Below are 22,287 nucleotides of genomic sequence, written 5' to 3' on the forward strand. Positions count from 1 at the left end.
ATGACAAACAATCCGTCGCGTCTCGATCCCGCCTCGCTCGACCGCTTCGCGGCGATTGTCGGCGAGCGCCACGCGCTGCGCGAGGCCGACGACATCGCGCCTTACATAACTGAGCCGCGCGGCCGCTTCGGGGGCGTCTCGCCGCTGGTGCTGCGGCCGGGCAGCGTGGAGGAAGTGAGCCGCATCATGCAGCTTGCCACCGAAACGCGCACGCCAATCGTGCCGCAGGGCGGCAATACCGGGCTGGTGGGCGCGCAGATGCCGGATCGCTCGGGCACGCAGGTGGTGCTTTCGCTGTCGCGGCTGAACAGGATCCGCGAGATCGACACCCAATCCAACACGGTTATCGCCGAGGCCGGCGTGATCCTGGAAAAGCTGCAGGAGGCTGCCGATGCGGCGGGCCGACTGTTTCCGCTTTCGCTCGGCTCGCAGGGCTCGTGCGAGATCGGCGGCAACCTTTCGTCCAATGCCGGCGGCACCGGCGTGCTGGCCTATGGCAATACGCGCGAGCTTTGCCTGGGCCTCGAGGTGGTGCTGCCCACCGGCGAGGTGTTCGACGACCTGCGCAAGCTGAAGAAGGACAACACCGGCTACGACCTGAAGAACCTGTTCGTCGGGGCCGAGGGCACGCTCGGCGTCATCACGGCGGCGGTGCTGAAACTGTTTCCCAAGCCGAAGGGCAGGGAGGTGGCCTGGGTGGGGCTGTCGTCGCCGGAGGCGGCGCTGGAGCTGTTCGGCCGCGCCAGCGAGCAGGCAGGCAGCGGCCTGACCGCATTCGAGCTGATCTCCGACATGGTGCTGGGCTTCGGCCTGCGCCACATTCCCGACGCGCAGCGGCCGCTGGTAAGCGAGTGGCCGTGGCACGTGCTGATGGAGATCTCGTCGGGTCGGTCGGCCGAGGATGCCCGCGAGACGATTGAAGAGGTGCTGACCGCCGGCTTCGAGGCGGGCGTGGTGGGCGATGCTGTGATCGCCGCCAGCCTTGCACAGGCGGCCGCCTTCTGGCGGCTGCGTGAGGGCCTTTCTGAAGCGCAGCGCCCGGAAGGCGGCTCGATAAAGCACGACATTTCGGTGCCGGTGGCGTCCGTCCCGGCCTTCATCGAGCAGGCGGGCAAGGCAGTGGCGGCGATCTGCGCCGAGGCGCGCATCGCCTGCTTCGGCCACATGGGCGACGGCAATCTGCACTACAACATCTCGCAGCCTGCGGGGGGTGATACCCAAGCATTTCTCGATCTCTACCCGGTCATGAACAAGGCGGTGCACGACATCGTGCGCGGGATGAACGGCTCGATCTCGGCCGAGCACGGCATCGGCCAGATGAAACGCGAGGAGCTGATCGCCACCACCCAGCCGATCGCCATCGACCTCATGCGCCGCGTGAAGAAGGCGTTCGATCCGGCGGGGATCATGAATCCGGGCAAGGTGATCTGAGGGGTTACGAGCTCTATCTCATCGGCCGCGGTGCGGCGGTTGAGACGTTGAGGCATGGATCCCCGGAACCTTCGCACTTCGCTACGCTCGTGCTGCGGCCCGAGGACGACGGACTGAGAGGCCGAACCGTCATTCCCGACCTCGTGAGCGAGTGCAACGAGCGGAGAGTGTCGGGAATCCATGCCTCCACATCTCAGCCAGGCAAAGGGTTCAAGAAGGGATGAGCGAACCGGAGACCGGGTGAGGGGGGCAAATTCACCCCTTCTTCAGACAGGTTTACAACATCTTGTAGCCGGTCGGATTCCGATAACCATCTGGTAGATCAGCAAAATTTAACCGACTTTCTTAAGCGGGGCGGTAACAACCCCGCGCTAGTGTCCTTCCCATAACGAGACCGGGAAAACCGGTTCGGAGAGACCGGAACACCGGCTCTCAGGAGTAACAGGAAGAAGGCACAAATAATGAGCACCGGACTGAAGCCAGTCTGGGCGGGACGCACCATGCGTCTCGACCCTTTCCGCTTGCCCCAGATGACCAGCTTCGCCACGTCCGACGAATTCGGCGACGTGAGCTTCACCATCGACCAGCGTGGCGCGACGGTGCGGCGCATCCTGCGGCGGAGCGGCCTGCCGGCCACCGTGGTGCTGCCGGCCAGGGCCTTCCGCGGCGTGGCGGCGAGGGCGATCGAGGACGACCTGCTCAATGTCACGGTGACGCTCGAACTGCTTCACAACGACCCGCAACTGTCGGTGCCGCTCCTGGTGGCCGACAATCTCGAAGACGTGGCCGCTGACTGGCGCGCCTGGGCGGAAGCCTACCGGCTGCCGATGCTGCTGATCGAGGCCGACGGGGTGGCCCGCACGCTGGAAGAGTCGCTGGGCGCGGCGATCAAGACCATGCCGCCGCAAGAGCGTCGCAAGGGCCGCCCGACCATGGCGCGCCGCTCGCGCTTCCAGGCCCGCCGCAAGACCGGCAATCTCGGCCTGCGGCTGGTGGTCAATGGCGAGGAAATCATCGCCCGGCAGTAGCCAGCTCCACCCTGCCGCCATCTGGCGCGATTTTGCGTCGGCGGGGCGAGTTGATCCGCGATTCCGAGATCAGACCAGCGGCTTCAGCGAAATCCACAGGCCGCCGCCGATCAGGCCGAGGAAGATCAGCCAGCCGACCATCGTGTTCGACTTGAACAGCTTCAGGCACTGGTCGGGGTCGTCGATGTCGAGCACGCGGATCTGGCGCGCCATGTGCGCGCCGGCAGCCAGCAGGCCGGCCAGCGCCGGCATCGGCGCTTCCGCCGCCGCAAACGCCAGCGCAAAGCAGATCAGCGCGCCGCCGTAGAGGCCGGTCAGCCACAGCTTGGTGTTCTCGCCGAACAGGCGCGCGGTGGAGCGCACGCCCACAAGAGCGTCGTCTTCCTTGTCCTGGTGGGCGTAGATGGTGTCGTAGCCGATCACCCACATGATGGAGCCGATGTAGAGAAGAACCGCCGGGCCATCGAGGTCGGAGAACTCGGCCGCCCAGCCCATCAGCGCGCCCCAGGAAAAAGCGAGGCCGAGGACGAATTGCGGCCAGTCGGTGATTCTCTTCATGAACGGATAGATCGCCACGACGCCGAGCGAGCAAAAGCCGAGCAGGATCGCGAAGCCGTTGAACTGCAGCAGAACCAGGAGGCCGACCAGTGCCTGCAGGAGCAGGAAGCGCCAGGCTTTGCCGCGGCTGACCTGGCCAGAGGGAAGCGGCCGCGAGCGCGTGCGCTCGACCTCGGCGTCGATCTTCTCGTCGACGAGGTCGTTGTAGGTGCAGCCGGCGCCGCGCATGGCAATTGCCCCGACCAGAAACAGCACCAGATACCAGGGGCTGGGCAGGAGCGTCAGCAGCGGGTCTTCCGGCCGCCCATAGGCAACTGCCGCCATGGCCGTGGACCACCAGCACGGCCACAGAAGCAGGATCCAGCCGATGGGCCGGTCCCAGCGCGCAAGCTGCGCATAGGGCCATGCCCAGCGCGGCAAAACCCGGTAGACCCAATGACCGCTCGGCGCATCGGCAACGCGGCCTTGCGCCCCTCTCGACTGAATATTTTCCATGCGCTTCACGTGGCAGGCGCGGGAGCGGGCGTCAAGAAGATGATTTATCCTTGATAAAGGGCGTTGACGGTTGACCACGCCGCCCGCGCGCCATACCGGAAACCGCAACGGACGAAAACAGGCACGGAGCACGACGGCATGAATGTCCTTCTGATTGGTTCGGGCGGCCGCGAGCACGCGCTGGCCTGGAAGATCGCGGCCTCGCCCATGCTGACGAAGCTGTATGCAGCGCCGGGCAACCCGGGCGTCGCCAACGAAGCCGAGATCGTGGCGCTGGACGTGAACGACCATGCGGCCGTGGCCGCCTTCTGCAAGGAGAAGGCCATAGACCTCGTGGTGGTCGGGCCGGAAGCGCCGCTCGTTGCTGGCCTCGGCGACGACCTGAGGGCTGCCGGCATCCGCGTGTTCGGCCCTTCGGCCAAGGCGGCGCAGCTGGAAGGTTCGAAGGGTTTCACCAAGGACCTCTGCCGCAAATACAACATCCCCACAGCCGCCTATGAGCGCTTCGGCAACGCCGCCGACGCCAAGGCCTATGTCGAGAAGATGGGCGCGCCGATCGTGGTCAAGGCCGACGGGCTTGCCGCCGGCAAGGGCGTGACGGTGGCGATGACAAACGACGAGGCTTTCGAGGCCATCGACGCCTGCTTCGACGGCGGTTTCGGAAGCGCCGGCGCGGAAGTGGTGGTCGAGGAGTTTCTGACCGGCGAGGAGGCGAGCTTCTTCTGCCTGTGCGACGGCAAGACGGCGCTGCCCTTCGGCACCGCGCAGGACCACAAGCGCGTGGGCGAGGGCGACACCGGCCCCAACACCGGCGGCATGGGCGCCTATTCGCCGGCGCCCGTAATGACCCCGGAACTGATCGAGCGCACCATGCGCGAGATCATCGAGCCGACCATGCGCGGCATGGCCGAGATGGGCATGCCTTTCTCGGGCGTGCTGTTTGCTGGCCTGATGATCAACGACAAGGGCCCCCAGCTCATCGAATACAATGTCCGCTTCGGCGATCCCGAATGCCAGGTGCTGATGATGCGCCTGAAGGACGACCTGCTGGTCTTGCTCAGCGCTGTGGCCGACGGGCAGCTCTCGCACATGTCTGCGCGCTGGTACGACGAGGCGGCGCTGACGGTGGTGATGGCGGCCAAGGGTTATCCCGGCACGCCGATGAAGGGAACCATCATTCGCGGCCTCGAAAAGGCCCCTGAAGGCGTGGAAATCTTCCATGCCGGCACGGCCGAAGAAGATGGCGAGATCGTCGCCGCGGGCGGACGCGTGTTGAGCATCACGGCAACGGGCGGAACCGTGACCGAGGCGCAGCGCAAGGCCTATGAGGCAGTGGATGTCATCGACTGGCCGGAAGGTTTCTGCCGGCGCGACATCGGCTGGCGCGCCGTTGAACGGGAGCAGGGGAAATGACGGTCACGATCTACCACAATCCGAAATGCGGCACCTCGCGCAACACGCTGGCGATGATCCGCGCTTCCGGCGAGGAGCCGGAGATCATCGAATATCTGAACACCCCGCCTTCGCGGGAGCGGCTGGTGGAACTGCTCGGCCTGATGAAGAGGAAGCCGCGCGACCTGCTGCGCCGCAAGGGCACGCCCTATGAGGAGCTCGGGCTCGACGACCCGAAATGGAGCGACGACGAGCTGATCGACTTCATGCTCGCGCATCCGATCCTGATCGAGCGGCCCATTGTCGTATCGGAAAAGGGCGCGGTTCTGGCGCGGCCTTCGGAAAGGGTGCTGGATGTGCTGCCCAATCCGGACATAGGCACCTTCACAAAAGAAGACGGCGAAGTGGTGCGCAGGGACTGAGGCCGCGAGCGCGGGCTAGGGCCGGTCCACCTTCGAAGGGATGGCTCCCGTCATCGTCGGGTCGATAACAGCCGGAAGCTCTTGCTGGCCCAAAGCCCAGGCGACCACCGTCTGCCTCAGCGCAGCAAAATAGGCGCCGATGCGGCGGAAAAAGCTTTTCTCGGAGATCGTGATCAGCTCGGCCGTGACCGGTTCAGCTGCCGCGACTTGGGCGGGCGGTTCTTCCGGCTGTTCGGGCTCAGGCTGGCCTTTAGCGTGGAGCGCGTTTTCCAGCGCCGCGAGCGGCGCCGCCAGTTCGACGGAGGCATAGGCAAGCGTGACTTCGCCGGCGAGCGCGCTCTCGCGGCTGATCGGAACCGGCACGCTGGCGATCAGTTCCACCGGCACGTCGACAAGGGCGCCGAATGGCCAGGCCTTGCGCAACTCGTCGGTGCTCATTGAGGCGACGTTGACGTCGATGTCGATCGGCGTTCCGGGCACGCGATAGGGGCAGCTTTTCGCGTTGCAATTGGCCTGCGCGGCGAACTGCCAGAGCGTGTAGGTCTGCCAGTTGCCTTTCGGGAAATGGATGCCGATTTCCGGCTTGTAGCGCGCGTACCAGAGCGGAAGCCGCGACAGCAGCGGATATTTGTCGCGATTCTCGGCGATATGCCGGGCGGTGCTGCCATTGGTGTAAAGCACCGGGAAGCGGCCGACGCGGCGCTGGACATGGCGCGCGAATTCCTCGGCATCTTCCAGCGACATCCACTTCTCCGGGTCGTTGTCCTCGATGTCGATCGCCAGCAGGTCGTCCGGGCCGGGCTCGGCGAAATCGATGAAATTATTGGCCTGGTCGATCGGATTTCCGGGACGGGCGAGGTGATAGGCGCCCCATTTCAGCCCGAGCGCGCGGGCGATCGAGCGGCGGGTCTGGTAGAGTTCGCGCGCGACCGCGTGGCGCTTCCACAGCGCCTTGCACAGTCTCACCTCGGTTTCGTTGCCGGTGCAGGAATAGGGCGGCGACAGCCCATCGGACGCCTTGCCGATGAAGCCGACCACGCGCTTGTCGGTGACGAGTTCTTCCCAGTCGATGGCGTTGTATTCATAAGCATCGACCACCAGCGCGCGATCGGGCTTCTTCCAAGGTTCGGAAAAATCGGAGGCGGCCGCCGGCGCACAGGGGAGCGCGACGAGCACCGCCAGAAGCGCGCAGCGAAGATGGCGTAGGGCGGTCGAGTTCAAGGCAGGAGTTCCCGGGTGAAGCGCCAATCCTGTGCGACGCTCATGGTTAACGAATACTGCAATCCAGGCCGGCTAACGATGCGCCCGCAGGCCGCATTCCACGCAATGACGGGTTTCGGGTCTGGCGAGCATTTCCAACTATCCCTTTAGGGCTAAATTACGGGAGCCCGCGATTGGGCGCAACTTGCGCATCAAAAGTTGACGTTTACGTCAAAAGTAGTAGCGCTGCTGGCGGGTTTCCGCATAATCTGCGGGCTGGACATATCTGATCAGAAGGATCGGCCAAATGTATCGCGCACCTGTCGAGGAAATCTCTTTCACGCTGAAGAACGTGGCCGGACTGAAGGAGGCGATCGAGGCGGGGGTTCTGGGCGATCTGAGCGAGGACCTGGCCGATGCGATCCTGCAAGAGGCCGGGCGCTTCGCATCCGAGGAGGTGGCGCCGCTGCGCGAGACCGGCGACCGGCACGGTGCGGTGCTGAAGGATGCAGCCGTCACCACGCCGCCCGGCTGGAAGGAGCTTTACAAGCGCTGGACCGAGGGCGGCTGGAACGCGCTGCAGGCGCCGGAGGAGTTCGGCGGGCAAGGGCTGCCGGCGATGCTGGGCGTGGCCACTCAGGAGATGTGGAACTCCGCCTCCATGGCCTTTGGCATCGGCCCGACGCTGACCATGGGCGCGGTGGAAGCGCTGGACAAGCACGCCTCCGAGGAACTCAAGCGCACCTATCTGGAAAAGCTCGTCTCGGGCGAGTGGATGGGCACGATGAACCTGACCGAGCCGCAAGCGGGCTCGGACCTCGCCGCTCTGCGCACACGCGCGGAAAGGGCCGGCGACGGCACCTACCGCATCTTCGGCCAGAAGATTTTCATCACCTATGGCGAGCACGATTTCACTGACAACATAGTACACTTGGTGCTGGGGCGGCTGCCCGATGCGCCGGCCGGCACGCGCGGCATTTCGCTGTTCCTGGTGCCCAAATTCCTGGTCAGCGAGGATGGCTCGCTGGGGGCGCGCAACGACGTGTTCTGCTCCGGGCTCGAGCACAAGCTGGGCATCCACGCCTCGCCCACCTGCACCATGATCTTCGGCGACGGCTTTGCCAAGGACCGCGAACCGGGCGCTGTCGGCTGGCTGATCGGCGAGGAGAACCGGGGGCTGGCTTGCATGTTCACCATGATGAACAATGCCCGCCTCGCCGTTGGTATCCAGGGCGTGGCGGTGGCGGAAGCCGCGTTCCAGAAGGCGCTGGCTTATGCCAATGAGCGTCGGCAGGGCAAGGCGGCCGACTATGAAGGCGAGGGCATGGCGCCCATCGTCCACCACCCCGACGTGCAGCGCAATCTCTTGACCATGAAGGCGCTGACGCAGGCCGCCCGCGCCATCTGCTATTCCTGCGCGCATGCAACCGACCGCGCCCGCGCCGGCGGCGAGGGCGCCCAGCACTGGCAGGAGCGGGCCAACCTGCTCACGCCGATTGCCAAGGCCTTTTCAACCGATGTCGGCGTCGATGTCGCCTCGCTGGGCGTGCAGGTGCATGGCGGCATGGGCTTCATCGAGGAGACGGGAGCGGCCGCACTGCTGCGCGATGCGCGCATCGCCCCGATCTATGAGGGCACCAACGGCATCCAGGCGATCGACCTGGTGACGCGCAAGCTGCCGCAAAGCGGCGGCGAGCATGTGCACGGCTATATCGCCGAACTAGGCGAGGTTGTCGGCCGAGTGCGTTCATCCAACCTGCCGGGCTTCGGCCGCGCCGCCGAGGAACTGGACGCCGCGCTGGAAAACCTTTCCGAGGCGACGCAACACCTGCAGAAGGCGCTGGGCGAGGGGCGCATGGAAGAGGCGCTGGCCGGCGCCACGCCCTATCTCAGGTTGTTCGGGCTTGCGGCCGGCGGCGCCTATCTGGCGCAGGCGGCTCTTGCGGGCGAAGACCGAGAGCGCCAGTCGCTTTGCCGCTTCTTTGCAGAAAACCTTGTCGGCGAGACGCGCGCGCTGAAGCAGCGTGTGCTGGAGGGTGCGGAAAGCCTTGCCGCTGCAGGCAAGAGCCTGATCTCGGCTTGAGTGAAGCAAGGGGAGGATAGCCATGGCGAGCCTGGCTGATGGCCACATCATCATCGAGCGGCGCGGCGCGGTGCAGACGATCCGCATGAACCGTCCGGACAAGAAGAACGCAATCACGCGCGCCATGTATGCGGCGATGGCGGACGCGCTGCGGTCAGGCGATGCCGATCCGGAAATCCGCGCACATGTGTTCTTCGGCGTGCCGGGTGCCTTTTCGGCCGGCAACGACCTGGCCGACTTCATGGCGATTGCCACGGGCGGCGAAGGTGGCGGAGAAGTGTGGGAATTCCTGCTGGCGCTGGCGCAGTCGGAAAAGCCGCTGCTTTCGGGCGTGGACGGCATCGCCGTGGGCATCGGCACGACGCTGAACCTGCACTGCGACCTGACCTTTGCCACGCCCCGCACCGTGTTCAAGACCCCCTTCGTGGATCTGGGGCTGGTGCCGGAGGCGGGTTCGAGCCTTCTAGTGCCGGCAATCCTCGGACGCCAGCAGGCCTTCGCCATGCTGGGGCTCGGCGAGGGGCTTTCGGCCGAGCGCGCCAAGGCGGCAGGGTTGATCTACGACGTTGTGCCGGAGGATGCGTTGGAGGCGGCCGTGCTGACGGCTGCCGAGGCGGTTGCGGCCAAGCCGCCGCAGGCGCTGAAGATCGCGCGCGACCTGATGCGCGCGCCGCGCGAGGCGGTGATCGCCCGTATTCGCGAAGAGGGCGAGCACTTTCGCGAGCGGTTGAAATCGGACGAGGCCAGGCAGGCCTTCGTGGCTTTCATGAGCCGAAAGAAATGACCCCGCCGAAGCGGGGCCATTAGGGTAGCCTGAGAAGTCAGGATCGCGTCAGCGATAGTAGGGCGACACGCACTGCTTACGCGGCCCGTTGTTGGGCTGGAACGTGTTGTCATAGGCCCGATACGAGCGATAGCGATCAAAGCACCACTCGACATGTGCATCGCCATAGCGCGGCTGACGATAGACAGGCACCGGCTCGCGATAGACGGGTGCCGGCTGGCTGGCGATGGCGCCGCCGATGATCGCGCCGGCTACGAAGGCTGCAGGCGGGAACCACCAGCCGTCGTACTGACGCCAGCCGGGCCGATGGTGCCGGTAGCCGCGATGGCCGTTGTAGTAATAGTTGTTCCCGCGGCGATAGAAGCGGCCGGGGCCGTCACGCACCTGCTGGACGTCGGAAGTGCCGGCTTCGAGCTTGGGAAACAGCACCGGCGCAGCACTTGCGGGCGTCATGGTGGAAACGATCGCGGTCAGCCCCATGGCTGCCGCGCAAACGGTCGATAAAATCTTCTTCATCGGTTCCTCATTCAGTCTTTCCAAACCCCGCCCGTAAGTTTGGCCGCTCGACTATGAACCGTAACTGAATGAAATCATTAAATCTTGGTAATGAACGAATCAGGGATAAAGGCGGGTCTTTTCCCAGCCGTCCGCAGTGCGCGTGAAGACGATGCGGTCGTGCAGGCGGAATGGCCGGTCGTGCCAGAACTCGATCGTCTGCGGCACGAGGCGGAAGCCGGACCAGTGGGCCGGGCGCGGTATCTCGCCAATGGCATAGCGGGCGGTGTATTCCGCCACCGCCTTTTCGAGCGCGAAGCGGCTCTCCAGCTGACGCGACTGTTTTGAGGCCCAGGCGCCGATGCGGCTGCCGCGCGGGCGCGAGGCGAAATAGGCGTCGGCTTCCTCGTTGCTGACGATTTCCACCGGCCCGCGCACCCGAACCTGACGGCGCAGCGACTTCCAGTGGAAGCACATGGCCGCCTTCATGGTGGAAAGGAGCTCGCGGCCCTTGGCGCTTTCGAAATTGGTGTAGAAGACGAAGCCTTTCTCGTCGAAGCCCTTAAGCAGCACCATCCGCACGTCCGGCATGCCTTCGGGGTCGACGGTTGCCAGCGCAACGCCGTTGGGGTCGTTCGGCTCGCTGTTCGTTGCATCGTCAAGCCACGTCGCAAACAGCCGGAACGGTTCTGAACTCTCGGTAAAGTCGCCGCTTGCTTCCATCATTTTTCGATCAATTCACCGGGTTGGGGTTCCATTGCGTTTCCAAGACCGGGGCCGAAAGCCGAGGGCTTCAGCCGCGTCGCTATGTCTTGGTTACCTTTTCCGGGGCCTCTACCGCAAGTGCGGCTGACGATACCCGCCACCGGGAGCGGCTGCGCCCTATGTGTGTCAGGATTTTCCCGCCGGGGGGCGGGGAAAATGACCCTGCTCTCGTGCTGATTTGCCCGGCGCCACGTCAGCAAAGGACGAAGCTTAGCACGAGTAATCGGAACGGTTTTATTAAAATTGTCCCGAATTGACGGCGTTAACACCGTAGCCGAGCAATGAAATCTTCCTGTCGCGGATGAGTATTTAACCTGATTTGTCCTGCAACGCGGCTGCTTTCAAGATGCTACGCCGCGTCAAGCCCTCGTGAAGCCGAGTTGATTGCCTGACGTTTGAGGCATCCGTGCCAATGGTCATGTCCACGAAAGGAATTCAAAATGAAAAAGCTGCTTATCGCCGCAACGGCAGTGCTCGCCATGACGGCTTTTGCGGCGGCCGGCCCCTCCACAGGCGGGTCGGACAATGGCAACAACAATGGCAATAACAACGCTGGCTCGAACAACGGTAACAACAACGGTAACGACAACACCGGCTCGAACAACGGCAATAACAACGGCAACAACAATACCGGCTCTAATAACGGCAATAATAACGGTAACAACAATAAGGGGTCGAACAACGGCAACGGGAACGGGAACAACAACACCGGTTCGGGCAATGGCAACAACAACGGCAATCACAATGCCGGTTCGAACAATGGCAACAACAACGGCAACCACAACACCGGTTCGAACAACAGGAACAACAACGGCAATCACAATGGGTCGTCGGGCAACCACCATCACGGGGATAAGGACCACGGCAAACACCACCATGGCGACAAGGACCATCACCGCAAGCACAAGCATGGGCATGGTCACGGTCAAGGGGGCAATGACGACTGAGGCTTTTTGAGCCATTCCTTCCTGCTGGCACAGCGACCCCAGGCAATCGCTGCGCCAGAGCCCGCCCCGGCCTTCGGGGCGGGCCTTCTCATTGGCCTCTTGTCGGCGGCCGCTGGCTGGTAAACGCCCGTTTTTCCAAAGTGTTGCTTTCGTTGCAAATCAGGTAAACCGCTTGTTAATGCGGTCCCGGCATATTTTCCGATCGATGCGACGGTCGCGAAGAGCCACTGTCGCGCGGTGTGCAAGAATTGAGAGGTGGTGTGTCGGTACGTGCCTGGTCTGGTTGCCTGAAAGCGATGACGCTGGCGGCCGTTCTCCCGCTTTGCGCCTGTGCGGCTGGCGGCTTCAGCCTGGAGAAGGCGGAGGTGGACCGCACGCTGGTGACCGGCACGGTCTCTCCGGCCGCGCAGGCGGCCGATGCCGAACAGATTTCGGACGAAACCACCATCCGCAACGCCGTTTCCGCGGCCGACATGGAAGGGCTGAGCGGCGCCCTGGCCTGGGCCAATGCCGACACGGGCTCACGCGGGGCCATCACCCGCCTGGTGGAAAGCCGCGACAATGGCGCACTATGCCGGAAATTCACCACATCGCGCGAGAGCTATGACGGCGTCGGGCTCTATCATGGCGAGGCCTGCATGGCCGGCTCAGGCACCTGGCGCATGATGAACTTCCAGCCGGCTTCCTGAGCGCGCAAGCGCTCGCAGAGCGAAGACTGCGCTTCACCACCTCTGGAATTTGTTCCTAGCGAGGAGCATATAGTGAGCAAGTTCTAATTCATTTTTATTCCGGCAGGCAGAAGGCATGCGTGATCCCTATGAAGTGCTGGGCGTTTCCAAGAACGCGTCAGCCAAGGAGATAAAGTCGGCGTACCGGAAACTCGCCAAGAAGCATCATCCGGACCAGAATCCGAATGATCCCAAGGCGAAGGACCGTTTTGCCGCCGCCAACCAGGCATATGAAATTCTCGGCGACGAAAAGAGCCGCGGGGCCTACGACCGCGGCGAGATCGATGCCGAGGGCAAGCCGAAATTCCACGGTTTTGAGGGCCAACCGGGCGGCGACCCCTTTGCGGGCTTTCGGCGCCAGAGCCAGGGGCCGGGCGGCTCGCGTTTCGAGTTTCGCAGCGGCGGCCATGGCGGCAGCCCGTTCGACAGCGACAGCGACATTTTCAGCGAACTGTTCGGCCAGGCATTCTCGCAGCGCGGGGCGGGCGGCACCGCGCACCGGGCCCCTCCCGGCGCCGATCTCAATGCCACGCTCGACGTCAGCATCGAGGAGGTGGCGGGGGCTGAGAAGGTCGCGGCGCTGTTTCCCGACGGCCGCAAGCTTGCGGTCAAGCTGCCGCATTATGTCGAGGACGGCCAGACCATCCGCCTGAAGGGCCAGGGCGAGCCTGGCATCGGCGGCCCGGGCGATGCGCTGGTGAAGATACGCTTCAAGAAGCACCCGCGCTACCGCGTGGAGGGGCGCGACCTGCATGTCGACCTTCCCGTGCCGCTGCGCGACGCGGTGCTGGGCGCCAAGCTTGCGGTCGAGACGCCGACCGGACGGCTGGCGGTGACCGTGCCGGCATGGTCCAGTTCCGACAAGATGCTGCGCCTCAGGGGGCGCGGCCTTACCCAGAAGACCGGCGGCCACGCCGATCTCTATGTCCATGTCCGCGTCATGCTGCCGGAAGGCGGCGATGCCGAACTGGAAGCCCTTATGAAGAAGCGCCAGAGCATTTAAAGCGCTTTAGCTTGCGGTTTTCGCTCCGTTAGGTCGATGACTTACATGCGCAGGGCGCTTGAAGGCGCCTTGTGGCTGTGCGATAGGGGCTGTTCCTGGTTGTAGAGAATGCGGAGAGTGGATCACATGGCGGTTGGACAGGGCCTGATGGCCGGAAAGCGCGGCCTTATCCTTGGCGTGGCCAACAACCGGTCGATTGCCTGGGGGATTGCCAAGGCCTGCGCCGATCAGGGCGCCGAACTGGCGCTGACCTATCAGGGCGAGGCCTTCCGGAAGCGCGTCGAGCCGCTGGTTGCCGAACTGGGCGAGCGCGCCCATTTGGCTGGCCACTGCGACGTGACCGATCCGGAGAGCCTGGACGCCGTCTTCGAGGGCGTTGCCAAGAAGTGGGGCAAGCTGGACTTCGTAGTTCATGCCATCGCCTTCTCCGACAAGGAGGAACTGGACGGGCGCTATGTCGAGACCTCGCGCGACAACTTCCTGCGCACGATGGATATCTCGGTCTATTCCTTCACCACCATTGCCAAGCGCGCCGAGGCGCTGATGACCGATGGCGGTTCGCTGCTGACGCTGACCTATTACGGCGCCGAGAAGGTGATGCCGCACTACAACGTCATGGGCGTGGCCAAGGCCGCACTCGAGGCCAGCGTGCGCTATCTGGCCGTCGACCTCGGCGGCAAGGGCATCCGGGTCAACGCGATTTCGGCCGGCCCGATCAAGACGCTGGCGGCTTCCGGCATCGGCGACTTCCGCTACATCCTGAAGTGGAACGAGTACAACGCGCCGCTGAAGCGCACCGTGACCCCGGAGGAAGTGGGCGATTCCGGCCTCTACTTCCTGTCCGACCTGTCGCGCGGCGTGACCGGCGAGGTGCACCACGTCGATTCGGGCTACCACGTCGTCGGCATGAAGGCCGTGGACGCCCCGGACATTTCCACCATCAAGGACTGACGTCCGCAGCTTTCGGGAGGCGTGCGGGGCGTCATGTTTCCGCTTGTCTATTTCGTGCGCCACGGCCAGACAGCCTGGAATGCCGAAGAGCGCTTGCAGGGGCAGGCCGACACCGACATCACCGAGGTCGGCCGCGCCCAGGCCGACCGCAATGGCCAGCGCCTGGCCGAACTGATTGCCGAGCCGCACCAATTCGACTTCGTCGCCAGCCCGATGCGGCGCACGCGCGAAACCATGGAGCGTGCACGCACGGCCATGGGGCTTGCCTCACACGGCTATCGCACCGATCCGCGGCTGGTGGAGGTGAATTTTGGCGACTGGCAGGGCTTTACCTTCCCGGAGCTCGAAGAACGCTACCCCGGCTGCAAGGAGGAGCGTTCGCGCGACAAATGGAGCTTCGTGCCGCCGGGCGAGGACGCCGAGAGCTATGAGATGCTGCTCGGCCGCATAAGGCCCTGGTTCGAGGAGCTGAAGCACCCCACGGTCTGCGTGACCCATGGCGGCGTGCTGCGCGTCATCTTCCGGCTGGCGCAGTCGATACCCGCCAACCTGGCGGCGGCGCTGGAAATTCCGCAGGACCGTGTGCTGCGGTTTGAAAACGGCAGGCTGGACTGGCTCTGAGGTCTGGGCGCTTGTACGCAGGCCGCGAAACTCGTGGCGGCCGTCACTGCGCCGGAAAGCTATTCCGGCAGCTCCATGTCGGTGATCATGTTGACGCCGTTGACCTGATCGTAGGCGAGCAGGACGTCCATGCCCTCCTGAAGCGCATCGACGTCGAATTCGCCGGGCAGCTTGTAGGACTTGCCGTTGTCGAGCGTGATGGTCAGCTTTTCGCGGTCGATCACCTTGATCTTGCCTTCCGCCTCGGCAGCGAAGGCGGCGCTGGAAATCATCATGACAGCGGCAAGAGCGCCGATCAGGCTACGCATGGTCCATCCTCGTTTTTGTTTATCCTTGGCGTCGACGGGCGACGGCTCGCGATTGCGCGCGGGTAGAAACCAGTAACACGGGGAATGTGTCAAAACTAGAACGCGGCAGTTTCACTTTATGTTTTCAAGATGTTGCCGAAATCACAGGAAAACCGGGCACCTGCCGCCGTTCGGCTCGCGCGAGACAACTGGGCAACAGGTCGGATCATGGTTTGACCCCTGCCGAAAACGCCAATAGAACGCAGCCCAGAGCCGGCGAGACCGGGCAGGGCTGAGTATCATGTCGCACAACACTTTCGGACATCTGTTCCGTGTCACCACCTGGGGCGAAAGCCACGGCGCGGCCTTGGGCTGCGTGGTCGATGGCTGCCCGCCTGGCATTCGCTTCACGCGCGCCGAAATCCAGGCCGAACTCGACCGGCGCCGCCCAGGCAAATCGCGGTTCGTGACCCAGCGCCGCGAGCCCGACGAGGTGCAGGTGCTGTCGGGCTTTGTGCTGGACGAGGACGGCGAGACGATGATCACCACCGGCACGCCGGTGTCGATGATGATTGAAAACGTCGACCAGCGCTCGAAGGACTATGGCGAGATTGCGCGGCAGTACCGGCCCGGCCATGCCGACTACACCTATCACGTCAAATACGGCCTGCGCGACCATCGCGGCGGCGGGCGTTCTTCCGCTCGCGAAACCGCTGCGCGCGTGGCTGCCGGCGCGCTGGCACGCAAGGTGGTGCCGGGCATGGTTGTGCGCGGTGCGCTGGTCTCTATCGGCGTGAAGGACATCGACCGCAGCCGCTGGAACTGGAATTTCGTTGAGGATGCGGAAAACCCGTTCTTCACGCCGGATCCGGATTCGGTGCCGGTATTCGCCGAATATCTCGACGGCATCCGCAAGGCCGGCTCCTCGGTGGGCGCCGTCATCGAGATCGTGGCCGAGGGCGTGCCCGCCGGTCTCGGCGCGCCGGTCTATGCCAAGCTTGACCAGGACATCGCCTCGAATCTCATGTCCATTAATGCGGTGAAGGGGGTGGAGATCGGCAATGGCTTCGAGGCCGCGCGCATCACCGGCGAAGAGAATGCCGACGAGATCCGCATAGGCAACGATGGCAAGCCGGTGTTCCTGTCAAACCACGCCGGGGGTATACTTGGCGGTATCTCGACGGGGCAGGAAATCGTGGCGCGCTTTGCCGTCAAGCCGACGTCGTCGATCCTGACGCCGCGCAAGTCCATCGATGTCGACGGCAAGGACGTCGACGTGATGACCAAGGGCCGCCACGACCCTTGCGTGGGCATACGCGCCGTACCGATCGGCGAGGCCATGGTTGCCTGCGCCATCGCCGATCACTACCTGCGGCATCGCGGCCAGACGGGAAGAATTTAGGGGAGTAAGGGAGTAGGGGAATAACATACTGCCCTACTCCCTTACTCCCTTGCGAACAAAGTGAGCACCATGTCCTACGATCAGAAAAAAGTCGTCGAGGCGCTTCGGGCCTTCGAACGTGGCGAAATCGTCGTCGTGATGGATGACGACGGACGCGAGAACGAGGGCGACCTGATCGTCGCAGCCGTGCATTGTACCGCCGAGAAGATGGCTTTCATCGTGCGCCACACCTCCGGCATCGTCTGCACGCCGATGACGCGCGAGGACGCCCGCCGGCTGAACCTTGCGCCGATGGTGGCCGAAAACGATTCGGCCCACACCACCGCCTTCACCGTCAGCGTCGACTTCAAGCATGGCACCACCACCGGCATCTCGGCCGACGACCGCACGCTGACAGTGCGCAACCTGGCCAACGACAATGCCGGTCCCGCCGATTTCGTGCGTCCTGGCCACATCTTCCCGCTGGTGGCGCGCGAGGGCGGTGTGCTGATGCGCTCGGGCCATACCGAGGCGGCCGTGGACCTGTGCAAGCTGGCCGGCCTGCCGCCGGTGGGAGTCATCTCGGAACTGGTCAACGACGATGGCACGGTGATGCGCGGGCCGCAGGTGGCGGCCTTCGCCGAGGCCAACGGCTTGAAGCAGGTGTCGGTGGCCGACCTCATCGCCTATCGCCAGCGCCAAGAAAAGCTGGTGGAGCGTGTCGAGTGCTCGGATATCGAAACGCCCGGCGGCAAGGCCAAGGCCTATACCTACACGCTGCCCTGGGACGTGATGCACCACCTGGCGATCGTGTTCGGCGACATTCGCGACGGCGAGGAAGTGCCGGTCAGGCTTCATTCGGAAAACGTGGTGGACGACGTGTTCGGCACCGGACATGACCTGCAGTCGATCATGAAGTCGATGGGCGAATGCAAGCGCGGCGTCATCGTCTATTTGCGCGAGGGATCGGTGGGCGTCGCCCACCAGGACCGCAACCGCCCGGTGCACAACGAGGCGGAGGCGCATGCCGAAGCCCGCAAGCGCGAGAGCGAGTGGCGCGAGATCGGCCTGGGTGCGCAGATCCTGCGCGACCTCGGCATTTCCTCGATCAACCTGATCGCCTCGCGCGAGCGCCACTATGTCGGCCTCGAAGGTTTCGGCATCAAGATCGCCAAGACAGAAATTCTTTAGCGAGAATCGCCGCTGTTGTGCGGCAGACGCTTGACAATATCTCCCCTCAGGACATGCTCAATTCGCCTGTTCTGGGGGGATGTTACATGTGGGACTTCGATATCGGCAAGACGCTGTCGATGATGGTGAAGACATGGCCCTTCATCGTCTTTCGCATGATCGTGTTTTTTGCAATCACCGCAGCGTATGTGCTTGCGACCGGCGCCGGAGCGGGCGTCGGCTATGGCGCAGGCCACATCTTCGGCGGCGAGGACGGGCCGGTCACCCTTTCGCTGTGGGGCGGGATCCTGGGTTTCGGCGCGGTGTCGCTGATCGTCTACTGGATCCGCGAATACATCCTCTACATCGTCAAGGCCGGCCACATCGCGGTCATGGTCCGGCTGCTTGACGGCCACGACGTGCCGGGCGGCCAGGGCCAGATCTCTTATGCGCGGGAAGTGGTGACGGCGCGATTTGCCGAGGCGAACATTCTCTTTGTTCTCGACCAACTGGTGAAGGGCGCCATCGCCGCCATCACCGGCCTGATCGGCGGCATAGCGTCCTTCCTTCCCATCCCGGGGCTCGACGGGCTGGTGAAGTTCATCAACACGGTCATTCGCCTGTCGCTGACCTATGTCGATGAGATCATTCTCGCCTACAATATCCGCATCGACAGCCACAGCCCTTACGAGACCGCCCGCCAGGGCGTTGTCCTCTACGCACAGAACGCCAGGACACTGGTCAAGAACGCGGTGTGGCTGGCGATCATCATGTGGGGCCTGACCTTCGTCATCTTCCTGATGATGCTGACGCCCGCGGCCGCCATCCTCTACGTGATGCCCGGGCAACTGGCGGGCTGGGCCTTCGTTCTGGCGATCGTGTTTGCCTGGGCGGTGAAGGGCGCGCTGATCGAGCCCTTCGCCATCGCTTCGCTGATGCAGGTCTATTTCAAGGCCATTGAGGGGCAGACGCCCAACGCCGACTGGGATCGCCGGCTGGCCGAGGCATCGGGCAAGTTCCGCGAGCTGAAGGACAAGGCGCTGGGCGCGCCCGGCGGGTCGGCGTGGCAGCCGGCCGGACAGCCGGGTTAGGCACGACAGGACCGGGCTTCTCGGGTCACCGTCTCCTTGAGCGCGGTTTCTCCGGCGCCGCCGAAGGCCTCGCTCATGATCAACTCGTGCAGGGGCAGGCGGCTGCCCCAGCCATTTGCCTCAAGGTCTGGTTTCGGCGCGAACTGCGAGACGCGACCTACGCACAGATAGGCGACCGGCGCGACGTGGTCGGGAATGTCGAGCAGGCCCTTCAATGCGTGCTCGTTGAGGATGCTGACCCAGCCGATGCCCACCCCTTCCGCCCGCGCGGCGAGCCAGAGATTTTGGACAGCACAGACGGTGCTGTAGAGGTCCATCTGCGGGTTGTGCCAGCGGCCGAGGGGCGAGGTTTCCGAACGCCGCCGGTCGCAGGTGATGCAGAGGTTCAGCGCGCTTTCGCAGATGCCTTCGAGCTTCAGCTTGCGGTAGAGCGCTTGCCGCTCGGCGGCGATGGCAGGCAGTTCCTGCGCGCGGGCGGCCAGGAACAGGTCGCGCACGCGCTCGCGTCGCTCCATGTCGCGGATGACGATAAAATTCCACGGCTGCATGAAGCCGACCGACGGCGCGTGATGGGCGGCCAGCAAGAGGCGCGCCAGAACGGCGTCATCGAGCGGCTCGGGCGCAAAATGACTGCGCACGTCGCGGCGCGTGAAGATTGCGCGGTAGACTGCCTCGCGCGCCGCGTCTCCGAAGGCGTTTTCGGGCATAGGATGGCTGCTTGCCGGCATCGCGTTTCCCCTTGCGAACAGGCTCGGCATCGTTCCGCCTGACCAAGCGGACGACTATTTCTGCCTGGCCGGTCTTCTGGCTCGGGTTCGTCCCGCCATCGGCGCCTTCCCGTTCCGCAGAACAGTGGCACTTGCCAATGCGATCCCCCTTACAGCGTTGGGCACGCCGCGGATTTGCACCGCGTTCCCGATTCTCCCGCCCTAGAGCGCGATGGCTTCTCCTTGAGACGCCATCTTTCTCCAGGTTTCTGGAGCATGACCTTGTCCGAAAAGTCTGCAACTTTTCGGGATCATGCTCTAAGGCGGGCACCTTGCAGCAGCGCGACACTATCGCGGAACGGGGCGCGATGCATCCTCAATCGGCGACACGGGGTTTGCGAGAAAAGACGATTTTCCCCAGGCTTCGGCAGGTAGTGCGTGGCGACGGGCGCCTTTGCTGATAAACTGCCTGGCATGACAACGCGCCTTTATTCGCACCCGATCTATCTTGAGCACCTGACGCCGCCGGGGCACCCGGAGCGCCCGGACCGGCTGCGCGCGATTGCGCGCGTGCTGGAGGATGATGCGTTTGCGGACCTCGTGCGCGTCGAGGCGCCGGAGGGAGACGAGGCGACGATCCTGTTCGCCCATCCCGAGAGCTTCGTGGACCGGATTCGCGCGGCGATCCCCGAGGAGGGGCTCGTGGGCATCGATGCCGACACCACCGTGAGCCCCAAGAGCTGGCAGGCGGCGCTGACGGCGATCGGCGCGGCCAATGCGGCGGTGGACGACGTGTTCACCGGCAAGGCTGACAACGTGTTCGTGGCGGCGCGCCCGCCGGGTCACCATGCCGAGAAGACGACCGCGATGGGGTTCTGCCTGTTCAACAACGCAGCGATCGCGGCCCGCTACGCGCAGCGCAAATATGGCGCCGAGCGCGTGGCCATCGTCGACTGGGACGTGCACCACGGCAACGGCACGCAGGACATCTTCTGGGACGACCCGAGCGTGCTGTTCTGCTCCACCCACCAGATGCCGCTCTATCCGGGCACCGGCGCCAAGGACGAGACCGGCGCGGGCAACATCGTCAACGCGCCGCTGTCGCCGGAGAGCGGCAGCGACCTGTTCCGCGAAGCGTTCCGGGCGCGCGTGCTGCCGGCGCTCGACAATTTCGCGCCGGACCTGATCATCATCTCCGCCGGCTTCGACGCGCACCATCGCGACCCGCTGGCGCAGATCAACTTGACGGAAGAAGACTTCGACTGGGCGACAGGCCAGCTCATGGACCGCGCGGCGCGCCATGCGAACAACCGCATCGTGAGTCTGCTCGAGGGCGGCTACGACCTGCAGGGCCTGTCTTTTTCGGTCGCGGCGCATGTAAAGCGCCTGATGAAAGGATGAATGATGGACGCCGAACCGAATGACGACATCAAGGCGATGAGCTTCGAACAGGCGCTGGAAGCGCTGGAGAGCATCGTCGACCATCTGGAGCGCGGCGACGTGCCGCTCGACCAGTCGATCCGCATCTACGAGCGCGGCGAGGCGCTGAAGGCGCATTGCGACCGGCTGCTAAAGGCGGCCGAGGACAAGGTGGAGAAGATCCGCCTGTCGCGCGACGGCAAGCCGGTGGGAGCCGAGCCGCTCGACGGAGAGTAGGGCATCGTTGAACAATCCGTCTCGGCGGCGCGGTATTTCTCCCGTGGTCGTCGCGGCGTAGCCTCTGCGGGCAAGTTTTTTGCGACTGCCGCCGATTGGAGGTTACCATGAGCTTCTTTCCCGCACCCGATCCCGAACTGGGCAACGCGTATTCCTGCGACGCTCTCGAACTGATGGTGGTCGCCAACGCCAAGGACATTGGCGGCTTCGAGGTGCGCCGCGCGCTGCCCACCGCGCGGCGGCGACTGGTCGGCCCTTTCATCTTCTTCGATCGCATGGGCCCGGCGATTCTGCGGGCCGGGCAGGCGTTGGACGTGCGCCCGCACCCGCATATCGGTCTCTCGACCGTGACCTATCTGTTCGACGGGAAGATCCGGCACCGCGATTCGCTCGGCACCGAGATGGTGATCTCGCCCGGCGACGTGAACCTGATGACGGCCGGGCGCGGCATCGTCCATTCCGAGCGCACGCCGGAGGAGATCCGCAGCGCGCCGACCTCGATCTCGGGCCTGCAGACCTGGATTGCGCTGCCCGACAACAAGGAGGAAATGGCCCCGGGCTTCGAGAACACGGCGAATACCGCGCTGCCCGAGTTCGATGCGGATGGCGCAAAAGTGCGCGTGGTGATGGGCGACTTCGAGGGCCATCGCTCGCCTGTGACCGTCTACCACGACACGCTCTATGTGGATGTGCGCCTGGAGCCGGGCGCGAAGATCCGCATTCCGGCCGATGCGGAAGAGCGCGCGATCTACGTGCTGGAGGGCAATGTCACGATCCTGCGCGACCGTTTCCCGCCCGATCGGCTGCTGGTGTTCCGGCCCGGCGACGAGATCGTGGTTTCGGCCGAGGAGGGCGCGCATTTCATGCTGTTCGGCGGCGCCTCGCTGGGGTCGCAGCGCTACATCTGGTGGAACTTCGTTTCCTCGTCAAAGGAGCGCATCGAGCAGGCCAAGGAAGAATGGAAGACCGGCCGCTTCGACATCGTGCCGGGCGACGAGAACGAGTTCATACCCTTGCCCGAGCGCTGAGTTTTGCGGGCATAAGGCCACATCTTGCCCGCGCTCATTTACATTCCGGCACCGACACTCTATC

General features: G+C 64.3%; 23 protein-coding genes and 1 riboswitch. Of the genes, 17 read left to right on the plus strand and 6 right to left on the minus strand.

The genetic code is table 11. The annotated features are described in order from the left end of the window. Entirely contained in the window at window positions 1-1,431 is a 1,431-nt protein-coding gene (locus ABLE86_RS06750; RefSeq protein ID WP_348778161.1) for an FAD-binding oxidoreductase, read from the plus strand. 461 nt (window positions 1,432-1,892) lie between these two features. Continuing rightward, on the plus strand, window positions 1,893-2,459 hold the full coding sequence (locus ABLE86_RS06755; RefSeq protein ID WP_348778162.1) for a DUF6101 family protein: 567 nt from the start codon (window positions 1,893-1,895) through the stop codon (window positions 2,457-2,459). Between the two features lie 69 nt (window positions 2,460-2,528). Here the strand turns inward: ABLE86_RS06755 and ubiA are convergent, their stop codons facing one another. After that, window positions 2,529-3,512: a 4-hydroxybenzoate octaprenyltransferase gene (gene ubiA / locus ABLE86_RS06760; protein ID WP_348778163.1), complete on the minus strand. Its 984-nt coding sequence runs from the start codon at window positions 3,510-3,512 to the stop codon at window positions 2,529-2,531. A gap of 138 nt (window positions 3,513-3,650) precedes the next feature. Here ubiA and purD point away from each other — a divergent pair, with 138 nt between their 5' ends. Further along, the gene (gene purD, locus ABLE86_RS06765; protein ID WP_348778164.1) at window positions 3,651-4,925 is read left to right on the plus strand and encodes a phosphoribosylamine--glycine ligase; all 1,275 of its coding nucleotides are present in this window, start codon (window positions 3,651-3,653) and stop codon (window positions 4,923-4,925) included. After that, window positions 4,922-5,326 (plus strand): arsenate reductase (glutaredoxin), encoded by a 405-nt coding sequence (gene arsC, locus ABLE86_RS06770; protein WP_348778165.1) that lies wholly within the window; start codon window positions 4,922-4,924, stop codon window positions 5,324-5,326. The genes purD and arsC overlap by 4 nt, the downstream gene beginning before the upstream one ends. A gap of 15 nt (window positions 5,327-5,341) precedes the next feature. Here the strand turns inward: arsC and ABLE86_RS06775 are convergent, their stop codons facing one another. Beyond that, window positions 5,342-6,508, minus strand: a complete 1,167-nt coding sequence (locus ABLE86_RS06775; protein WP_348778586.1) for a GH25 family lysozyme — start codon at window positions 6,506-6,508, stop codon at window positions 5,342-5,344. A gap of 325 nt (window positions 6,509-6,833) precedes the next feature. On the opposite strand from ABLE86_RS06775, the gene ABLE86_RS06780 reads away from it, so the two are divergent. Both ABLE86_RS06780 and ABLE86_RS06785 read left to right on the plus strand, forming a co-directional pair. Continuing rightward, complete coding sequence (locus tag ABLE86_RS06780) at window positions 6,834-8,609, plus strand: acyl-CoA dehydrogenase family protein (RefSeq protein ID WP_348778166.1); 1,776 nt, start codon at window positions 6,834-6,836, stop codon at window positions 8,607-8,609. A gap of 22 nt (window positions 8,610-8,631) precedes the next feature. Continuing rightward, window positions 8,632-9,393 (plus strand): crotonase/enoyl-CoA hydratase family protein, encoded by a 762-nt coding sequence (locus ABLE86_RS06785; protein ID WP_348778167.1) that lies wholly within the window; start codon window positions 8,632-8,634, stop codon window positions 9,391-9,393. 48 nt (window positions 9,394-9,441) lie between these two features. On the opposite strand, the gene ABLE86_RS06790 is transcribed toward ABLE86_RS06785, so the two are convergent. Both ABLE86_RS06790 and pdxH read right to left on the minus strand, forming a co-directional pair. Continuing rightward, window positions 9,442-9,909: a BA14K family protein gene (locus ABLE86_RS06790; RefSeq protein ID WP_348778168.1), complete on the minus strand. Its 468-nt coding sequence runs from the start codon at window positions 9,907-9,909 to the stop codon at window positions 9,442-9,444. A 99-nt stretch (window positions 9,910-10,008) separates the two neighbouring features. Further along, window positions 10,009-10,614 carry a pyridoxamine 5'-phosphate oxidase gene (pdxH, locus tag ABLE86_RS06795; RefSeq protein WP_348778169.1) on the minus strand — a complete coding sequence of 202 codons (606 nt, stop codon included), beginning with the start codon at window positions 10,612-10,614 and terminating at the stop codon, window positions 10,009-10,011. A gap of 479 nt (window positions 10,615-11,093) precedes the next feature. Here pdxH and ABLE86_RS06800 point away from each other — a divergent pair, with 479 nt between their 5' ends. From ABLE86_RS06800 to ABLE86_RS06820, 5 genes are all read left to right on the plus strand, one after another. Then, window positions 11,094-11,600: a hypothetical protein gene (locus ABLE86_RS06800; RefSeq protein ID WP_348778170.1), complete on the plus strand. Its 507-nt coding sequence runs from the start codon at window positions 11,094-11,096 to the stop codon at window positions 11,598-11,600. 296 nt (window positions 11,601-11,896) lie between these two features. After that, a complete protein-coding gene (locus ABLE86_RS06805; RefSeq protein ID WP_348778171.1) occupies window positions 11,897-12,289 on the plus strand; it encodes an RT0821/Lpp0805 family surface protein in 393 nt (130 codons plus the stop codon). A 115-nt stretch (window positions 12,290-12,404) separates the two neighbouring features. Next, complete coding sequence (locus ABLE86_RS06810) at window positions 12,405-13,331, plus strand: DnaJ C-terminal domain-containing protein (RefSeq protein ID WP_348778172.1); 927 nt, start codon at window positions 12,405-12,407, stop codon at window positions 13,329-13,331. A 126-nt stretch (window positions 13,332-13,457) separates the two neighbouring features. After that, window positions 13,458-14,282, plus strand: a complete 825-nt coding sequence (gene fabI, locus ABLE86_RS06815; RefSeq protein ID WP_348778173.1) for an enoyl-ACP reductase FabI — start codon at window positions 13,458-13,460, stop codon at window positions 14,280-14,282. Window positions 14,283-14,315: 33 nt separating this feature from the next. Next, window positions 14,316-14,903, plus strand: coding sequence for a histidine phosphatase family protein (locus ABLE86_RS06820; protein WP_348778174.1), 588 nt, complete (start codon window positions 14,316-14,318; stop codon window positions 14,901-14,903). Window positions 14,904-14,962: 59 nt separating this feature from the next. On the opposite strand, the gene ABLE86_RS06825 is transcribed toward ABLE86_RS06820, so the two are convergent. Then, complete coding sequence (locus tag ABLE86_RS06825; protein WP_348778175.1) at window positions 14,963-15,211, minus strand: DUF1344 domain-containing protein; 249 nt, start codon at window positions 15,209-15,211, stop codon at window positions 14,963-14,965. A gap of 280 nt (window positions 15,212-15,491) precedes the next feature. Between ABLE86_RS06825 and aroC the strand changes: the two genes are divergently transcribed. The 3 genes from aroC (at window position 15,492) to ABLE86_RS06840 (ending at window position 18,832) form a co-directional block, all read left to right on the plus strand. After that, on the plus strand, window positions 15,492-16,592 hold the full coding sequence (gene aroC, locus ABLE86_RS06830; protein WP_348778176.1) for a chorismate synthase: 1,101 nt from the start codon (window positions 15,492-15,494) through the stop codon (window positions 16,590-16,592). 69 nt (window positions 16,593-16,661) lie between these two features. Beyond that, window positions 16,662-17,762 (plus strand): 3,4-dihydroxy-2-butanone-4-phosphate synthase, encoded by a 1,101-nt coding sequence (gene ribB, locus ABLE86_RS06835; RefSeq protein ID WP_348778177.1) that lies wholly within the window; start codon window positions 16,662-16,664, stop codon window positions 17,760-17,762. Between the two features lie 86 nt (window positions 17,763-17,848). Next, entirely contained in the window at window positions 17,849-18,832 is a 984-nt protein-coding gene (locus ABLE86_RS06840) for a hypothetical protein (protein ID WP_348778178.1), read from the plus strand. Here ABLE86_RS06840 and bluB read toward each other — a convergent pair. After that, on the minus strand, window positions 18,829-19,560 hold the full coding sequence (gene bluB, locus ABLE86_RS06845) for a 5,6-dimethylbenzimidazole synthase (protein WP_348778179.1): 732 nt from the start codon (window positions 19,558-19,560) through the stop codon (window positions 18,829-18,831). The two genes, ABLE86_RS06840 and bluB, sit on opposite strands and share 4 nt — an antisense overlap. 48 nt (window positions 19,561-19,608) lie before the next feature. Then, a riboswitch (cobalamin riboswitch) is annotated at window positions 19,609-19,789 on the minus strand. A 224-nt stretch (window positions 19,790-20,013) separates the two neighbouring features. Between bluB and ABLE86_RS06850 the strand changes: the two genes are divergently transcribed. The 3 genes from ABLE86_RS06850 to ABLE86_RS06860 all read left to right on the plus strand — a co-directional run bounded on the left by ABLE86_RS06850 (window position 20,014) and on the right by ABLE86_RS06860 (window position 22,223). Further along, window positions 20,014-20,940, plus strand: coding sequence for a histone deacetylase family protein (locus ABLE86_RS06850; RefSeq protein WP_348778180.1), 927 nt, complete (start codon window positions 20,014-20,016; stop codon window positions 20,938-20,940). A 3-nt stretch (window positions 20,941-20,943) separates the two neighbouring features. After that, window positions 20,944-21,195 carry an exodeoxyribonuclease VII small subunit gene (locus ABLE86_RS06855; RefSeq protein WP_348778587.1) on the plus strand — a complete coding sequence of 84 codons (252 nt, stop codon included), beginning with the start codon at window positions 20,944-20,946 and terminating at the stop codon, window positions 21,193-21,195. A gap of 107 nt (window positions 21,196-21,302) precedes the next feature. Further along, window positions 21,303-22,223, plus strand: coding sequence for a pirin family protein (locus ABLE86_RS06860; RefSeq protein WP_348778181.1), 921 nt, complete (start codon window positions 21,303-21,305; stop codon window positions 22,221-22,223). Window positions 22,224-22,287 lie beyond the last annotated feature (64 nt).

Origin of the sequence: Mesorhizobium sp. KR2-14, assembly GCF_040049255.1 — a bacterium.
GTDB lineage: Bacteria > Pseudomonadota > Alphaproteobacteria > Rhizobiales > Rhizobiaceae > Pseudaminobacter.